7 protein-coding genes are annotated in these 6441 nt (G+C 52.3%); 3 read left to right on the top strand and 4 right to left on the bottom strand.

The features are described from left to right. Positions 1-23: 23 nt before the first annotated feature. The 3 genes from BP727_RS00230 to BP727_RS00220 form a co-directional block, all read right to left on the bottom strand. On the bottom strand, positions 24-848 hold the full coding sequence (locus BP727_RS00230; RefSeq protein ID WP_013719834.1) for a phosphate ABC transporter substrate-binding protein: 825 nt from the start codon (positions 846-848) through the stop codon (positions 24-26). 158 nt (positions 849-1006) lie between these two features. Beyond that, positions 1007-1441, bottom strand: coding sequence for a flavodoxin domain-containing protein (locus tag BP727_RS00225; protein WP_273278327.1), 435 nt, complete (start codon positions 1439-1441; stop codon positions 1007-1009). Positions 1442-1587: 146 nt separating this feature from the next. Further along, positions 1588-2613, bottom strand: a complete 1026-nt coding sequence (locus tag BP727_RS00220) for a hydantoinase/oxoprolinase family protein (RefSeq protein ID WP_273272042.1) — start codon at positions 2611-2613, stop codon at positions 1588-1590. Between the two features lie 74 nt (positions 2614-2687). Here BP727_RS00220 and BP727_RS00215 point away from each other — a divergent pair, with 74 nt between their 5' ends. From BP727_RS00215 to BP727_RS00205, 3 genes are all read left to right on the top strand, one after another. Then, positions 2688-3785, top strand: a complete 1098-nt coding sequence (locus BP727_RS00215) for a Coenzyme F420 hydrogenase/dehydrogenase, beta subunit C-terminal domain (protein ID WP_286856701.1) — start codon at positions 2688-2690, stop codon at positions 3783-3785. 19 nt (positions 3786-3804) lie between these two features. Beyond that, a complete protein-coding gene (locus BP727_RS00210; RefSeq protein WP_273278325.1) occupies positions 3805-4980 on the top strand; it encodes a redox-regulated ATPase YchF in 1176 nt (391 codons plus the stop codon). Positions 4981-5119: 139 nt separating this feature from the next. Continuing rightward, complete coding sequence (locus tag BP727_RS00205) at positions 5120-5629, top strand: HdeD family acid-resistance protein (RefSeq protein WP_013719829.1); 510 nt, start codon at positions 5120-5122, stop codon at positions 5627-5629. Between the two features lie 96 nt (positions 5630-5725). On the opposite strand, the gene BP727_RS00200 is transcribed toward BP727_RS00205, so the two are convergent. Then, positions 5726-6441, bottom strand: a 716-nt coding sequence (locus tag BP727_RS00200; protein ID WP_286856690.1) for a lactate utilization protein, incomplete at its 5' end; no start/stop codon positions are given.

The raw sequence follows: 6441 nt of genomic DNA, 5'->3' as shown, positions 1-6441 counted from the left end.
AATAAAAATGGGGTTATCGTCTCTCAGAGCGGTATGAATCCATACTCTGTGGCGACATCCCGTCCCTTGGAGCCCAGCATGAAGTCAATGAAGGACTGCGCGCCAGCAGTTGCCTCATCGTAGGTATAGAAGTATAGCTCGCGAGCCAGCTCATAGCTTCCGTCCTTGATGGTCTCTTCTGTTGGTAGAATCCCATCCAGGCTGATGGTCCCTACTGAGTCGTCCTGAACATAGGAGTATCCCAAGTATCCAATGGCCTGATCGCTCCCGGTCAGAGCGGTTTTTATCTCTGCATTGCTGCCAGCAACTGTGCTCACGCCCGGAGTCTCAGCGGACTTATCGCCCATGATCTCCTCATTGAAGGTATCCCTGGTTCCAGAGCCTTGCTCTCTGCCGATGACCAGTATCTCCTCATCCGGACCATCGAGCTCCTCCCAATTGTCGATCTCGCCTGCATAAATCTCTTCGACCTGTTCCTTGCTCAGGGAGGTCACGCCCGCATCATATATCTCCCGGCTGACGGCGATAACTATCCCATCATAGCCGATGAGGTTCTCCTGGAACTTGTCTCCGAACTTCTCCCGCTCCTCATCAGTGACCTCTCGAGAGGCCATGGCTATCTCGGAGTTGCCCTCGGCGATGTTTTTCATCCCCACACCAGTGCCGCCTCCAGTGACAGTAACCCTGTAATCAGACTGCTCAGCGTTAAAGACCTCTGCCCCGCCTTCTGCAAGAGGCAGTACAGTTGTTGATCCTGCAACACGAACATCTTCCATAGCCACAACCATAGTAGTGCCGATTGCACATACGATCAAGGCTATCAATAGAGCACCAAATAGCTTTCTCATCAATTCACCGGCGGAAGCTTTGCATGGATAATATGTAAACCTATCCAACATAAAATATAGTATTACCCTTACCAAAGTTATCGAAACATAAACTATATAGATTTCAAATACACGCTAGATTTTACCTAAACGCTGATATTTTCTCTTTTCGAAAGCATCTAGTTCAACAAACCATTGGCTACCGCTTTTCCGAGGTCCGTGCATCTCTCCAGGTCCTCTTTAGTGGGAAGTTGGACCGCCGTTGTTCCCGGCTCTATCACCGACATGCCAAAAGATTTCATCCGATCGATTAGGATAGGCACCCCCTCACCACTCCATCCGTATGAGCCAAAGGCCACTCCCACCTTCCCCTTCAGGTCGAGCTTCTCCAGCTGGGCCAGGAATGGGTCCATGGTCTTGATAAGCTTGCTGTTATAGGTTGAGCCGCCAAGAAACACTGCATCGGCGTCCAAGACGTCGTCAGGCTTCGCCTGAAATACTTTTTTCAATAGTACATCCACACCCTCAACGCTCTTCGCTCCATTGGCAATAGCCTCTGCCATCCTCTTCGTCTTTCCAGACTGGCTGGCATAAATAATGGCAATCTTTGGCATTATAATCCCCGCAGGTTGATCATTACATATTTTATAACTAGTTAATGGTTGATGGGAATTATAAAAGAAATAGAGACTGAAAAGGATCTTAAATATTAAATTAATTTATATTTTAAAAAATAGAGGACGGTGGCAAATCTCATATATCATCCCTGAAGATAGACGGGATATGTCTCCAGTAGCCTCGCGGCTGCATAAGCAGGGAAGACATCCGATATCCTGCTGCCATACAATTCAGAGAGCAGAATGCACTCCATGCCCAGCGTATTGGCCGCCTCGGCAATCAACCATTCTCCAATTCCCGCTGCTGCCACCCTTTCCAGGCCATGCCTTTCTGCCTGCCTCTCCATGGCCGCAACAAGAGCTTTCTTCTGCTCTGTGCAGGCCTGCTCCGCTATGGCCAAAGCTCCGCATTCCCCTATCTCCTCCAGGTCGGCACAGACGGAGCGCGCCAGCCGGCGGAGGGAAGAATGTCGGCCCTTGTCTTTTCCGTCTGCAGTATCGCAGGCATACCGATCCAGATCTATATGGCCCAAAACAAGACGAGCATCAGCGATGATGGCGAAAAGCTCTGGGGCAAGCGGCACATAATGGCCTCTGATCCTGGCCACGGGCAGAATGCAGGCAAGACCGGTGCGCAGGAGGCCCATATAGACCAGCTCTCCTCTGGCCAGGCGGAGGAAATCGGTCTTCGCTGCCAGGGGCCTAGCCCTAATGGGAATCAGGTCTGTGGTGGTGCTGCCCATGTCCACAAAGAGGCAATCACCTATCTCGCGAGCAAGAAGCGCAGCCGAAGCGGACCAGTTGGCTGCGGCGACATGCAGAATATCGGTCGTGTTGATCATATCAATTATGCCGGTCGAGTTAGTCGGATTTATGATGTCGTTTCGGGCAAATCCATCATGGCCCCAGAAATAGACCGGACAGGAGAAGGCACGGCATGCCACGGCCATGATGCTTTCCACTCCCTCCCTTTTGGAGGAGAAGCAGTCTGCCAGCTCGCCAGTGATGACCACAGCTACTGCCTCCGGCTTCTGCTCGGCATTGATCCTCTTTAAGACCTTCTCCAGGGGCGAGTTCTTCCAGAGGGGAAGATAAACGCTTTTGGCATACTTGCTGTCCGCACTCGCCGCTTTGGTGTTCGCCCCCCCAATATCCAGACCCAGGATCATCTACGCTCAAACCTCATTCGAACCATAAAAGCTTTAGGTCGGGAGGTGATTTAGCCCTCTAACTTTTGGAGATCATGATCATGGCTGCTAAGGAGAAGATTGCAGAGCCCACTTACCTGGAATGTGGTTTCGGAGAGCTGGAGTATAAGGTCATAAAATCGGATGTATGCTGTCGCTGTGGCACATGCGAGGCCCTCTGCCCCAGGATTGAGCATGTGGAGGACAAGCCAGAGCTGGTGATGTACGATCCCCACTGCGGCCTGTGCTTCACCTACTGTCCCAGAAACATCCTGGATATGGGCCAGATGGAGTCCAAGCTCTTGGGGAGGACTCGTAATCCCGAGGAAAAGCTGGGCATATACAAGAAGGCCATATCCGCTCAGGCTGTCTCCCGCAAGGGTTTAGCCCAGGATGGCGGCGTGGCCACTGCTCTGCTTGTTTTTGCGCTGGAGTCGGGGATGATCGATTGTGCCATCGTCACCGACAAGGATGATGAGTGGAGGACGGTATCTCGGGTTGTTACCACCGCCGATGAGATCAGGGCTGCCGCTGGCACCAAGTACACCATAAACAATAGCGTAAATTCATTGGCTGAAGCCCTAAACATGGGATTCGAAAAGATCGGATTTGTAGGAACTCCCTGCCAGATCCAGGGCCTCAGAAAGGTTCAGCTGCTGGAAGAGCCCTATCAGATCGGCCAGGAGAAGATCGCTCTGCTCGTTGGCCTGTTCTGTATGGAGAACTTCGACTACGATCTGCTCATGAACGGCCTGGTGAAGGGCAGGTTCGGCCTGGATCCCAAGAATGTGGCCCGGTTTGAGATCAAGAAGGGTATGTTCAGGGTGATAGATAAACAGGGCAAGGTCGATGAGGTGAAGCTGGAGGAGACGGACCAGTATAACTTCAAGGGATGCGGTCCATGCTTCGACTTTGCCAGCGAACTGGCGGACATCTCCGTGGGCAGCGTGGGATCGGGTGATGGCTGGTCGACCGTTCTCACCCGCACGGACAAGGGAGAGAAGCTCTACTCTGATGCCCTTGCTGCAGGTGTCCTGCAGGAGAAGGCTGTCTCGGAGAAGGGGCTGGCTCTTGCTGGCAAGCTCGCCGGGAATAAGGCAGCCCGGTTTGAGGCCAAGTCCGTCGAGATGAATGTCAAGAACATCTCTCGCTGAGCGGGAACTCTGACCTGATATGCTCTCTGTCGGGCTGGCTGGAAAGCCGAATTCTGGCAAATCCACCTTTTTCAAGGCTGCGACCCTGGTAGAGGTGGATATAGCCAACTATCCCTTTACCACGATCGACGCCAACCATGGCGTCTCTTATGTGCGCGTCCCCTGCCCCTGCAAGGATCTGGGGATTGAGAAGGGTTGCGGAAGATGCAAGGACGGGGTGCGGTTCATCGCCATCGAGCTGATCGACGTTGCCGGCCTGGTGCCGGACGCTCACCTGGGCAAGGGCCTTGGGAACGAATTTTTGGATGCTCTGCGAGTGGCGGAGGCGGTGATTCATGTGCTCGATGCTTCGGGCGGCACGGATGCCGAAGGAAACCCGGTAGGTACGGGCAACTACGATCCGGTTTCCGACGTAAAATTCCTGGAATACGAGATCAGCATGTGGCTCAACGGCATCCTAAACCGCAACTGGGAAAAATTGATGAGGAACTTCCGGGCATTGGGCGGCAAGCCGGATCAGGTCTTAATCGAGCAGATGGCGGGAGCGGGAGTTTCTGACAGCCAGATTCGCCGCGCTCTGACCGAGATGAAAAAGGACCTGGGAAGCTGGAATGCAGAGGATGTGAAGATGTTCGCCATTCTCTTGCGCAGCTACAGCAAGCCCATGATCCTGGCAGCCAATAAGATGGATGTTGCCCCCCCGGAGAACGTGAAAAAGCTTCTGGCTCTGAAAGAGGAGGTGGTGATACCGGTCAGTGGAGCAGCGGAGATCGCTCTTCGTATGGCAGAGAAGGCGGGACTGATCAGCTACCGGCCAGGGGACCCAGACTTCCAGATCAAAGGCGATCTCAATCCTGCCCAGAAGACGGGGCTGGAGAAGATCAGAGCTTTAATGAAGCAATACGGCGGAACCGGGGTGCAGGAGTGCATTAACCGAGCGATCTTCGAGCTTTTGGACTACATCGTCCTCTATCCGGTGGAGGATGAGAACAAGTTCACCGACCGCAAAGGAGTGATACTGCCTGACGCCTTCCTGATGAAGCGGGGGAGCACCGCCCGGGACCTTGCCTTCCGGGTGCATTCGGATATAGGCGAGAGCTTCCTATTTGCCATCGATGCCCGGACCAAGATGCGCCTCGGGGAAAAACACGAGCTTAAGGACGGGGACGTGATAAAGATCGTCTCGACGAAGTGAGAGGGGCAGGCGGTCTATCAAGCGCTCTTTCTTTTTAAAAAGAAGAGTAGAAAATGCTTATATATCAATAACCTATATTTCTAACTAGTCCAATTATTTTCGATATAGACACGATTTGCAGTAAAGGAGGCAGGAATTCATGTCTAAAGGGAATCTCGTTCCTTGGTGGTTGATTCTGCTGCAAGGACTGGCTGCACTCATTATCGGAATCTATTTGATCCTTTATCCGATAATGACCACGATATATCTGGTTCAGGTCTTGGGATGGTACTGGATTTTCGTCGGCCTATTAACCCTGGCCACAATCCTCATGGACAAGACTGACTGGATGTGGAGAGCTCTGAGCGGCATCCTGGGAATCATTGCGGGAATGGTGGTCATAGGCCATCCATACTGGAGTGCCATATTAGTGCCAGAGACGCTTGTTATTGTGGTGGGAATACTGGCTATTTGTTTCGGAGCGCTGAGCCTATTCTGGGCAATGAGGGAAGGATGGGGTGCAGCCATCATGGGAGCCTTGAGCATGATATTTGGGCTGCTGATCATCGGCTCTCCATTTGTTGGTATCGCCATTTTGATCTATCTCTTAGCAGTGCTGGCAATTGTGGGAGGCATGGCCACCATCTACCTGGCTTTCCAGCTGCGTTAAAAATTGAACGATTGTTTAGCAATCGAGGGGCTCGATCGGCTGGCCGGGCATGATTGCTTGGCCAGTATATTGCCCCTTATTTTTTTCTATAACAAATCAGTATCCAAGGCTTTCGTCTATCAATAGAAGCGTGACCCTGCCAGGCTGGGACTCATTGGCAAGGATGACGCATTTTCCAATCTTGCTCGGAACGCCATATACATTCCGGGAGCGAAGATCCTCCAAGGGGAAGGTGTACTCTCTTATGCGGCGCAGAGCGTCATCCAATGAGGGGACGATCTTATTCGTTCCCGCTACCAGCAGCAGGTTCCCGGCGCCGTAGGGCCACGCGCCTACTCTGCTTCCGGTGGCATCACAGCCCACTAGCTCCCCGGTCATGGCTATGGCATTCACTCCGGACAGGAAATAATCGGAGGTAACGGTCTTTCGCCTGATCTTGGCTCTTTTCTGAGCATCGTTCTCCCCGGTCACCATCAGCTTCATATCCTTCCATTCGTGCTCGCCGCTATCCATAAGCTCCTGAAAACCAATCTCGATGAGGGTGGTCGAGGAACCATTCATAACCTCCGAGCCGGGAGGAATCAACTCTTTGATCTTGGCCAAAGCCTGATTGCCATCTGGCAATCTCACCACTCTCACGCCTCTCTTTTCGATGGCTTTTATGGTTGATGCGATGGACTCTTCACTGGGTATTTGGCTCCATTTCTCTTTATCAAGATCAAGCTCAGGTAGTAGGTTAATTGCGCTATATTTGCTTGGGTATACCATCTCTATCTCCCCCGAATAATTGATCGCCTCGCCGTTATGGATGA

The sequence above is a fragment of the Methanosaeta sp. UBA356 genome, assembly GCF_002496465.1.
GTDB classification, from domain to species: Archaea; Halobacteriota; Methanosarcinia; order Methanotrichales; family Methanotrichaceae; genus Methanothrix; species Methanothrix soehngenii.
The sequence above is the reverse complement of the archived record's forward strand: the minus strand, read 5'-3'. Positions and strand labels throughout refer to the sequence as shown.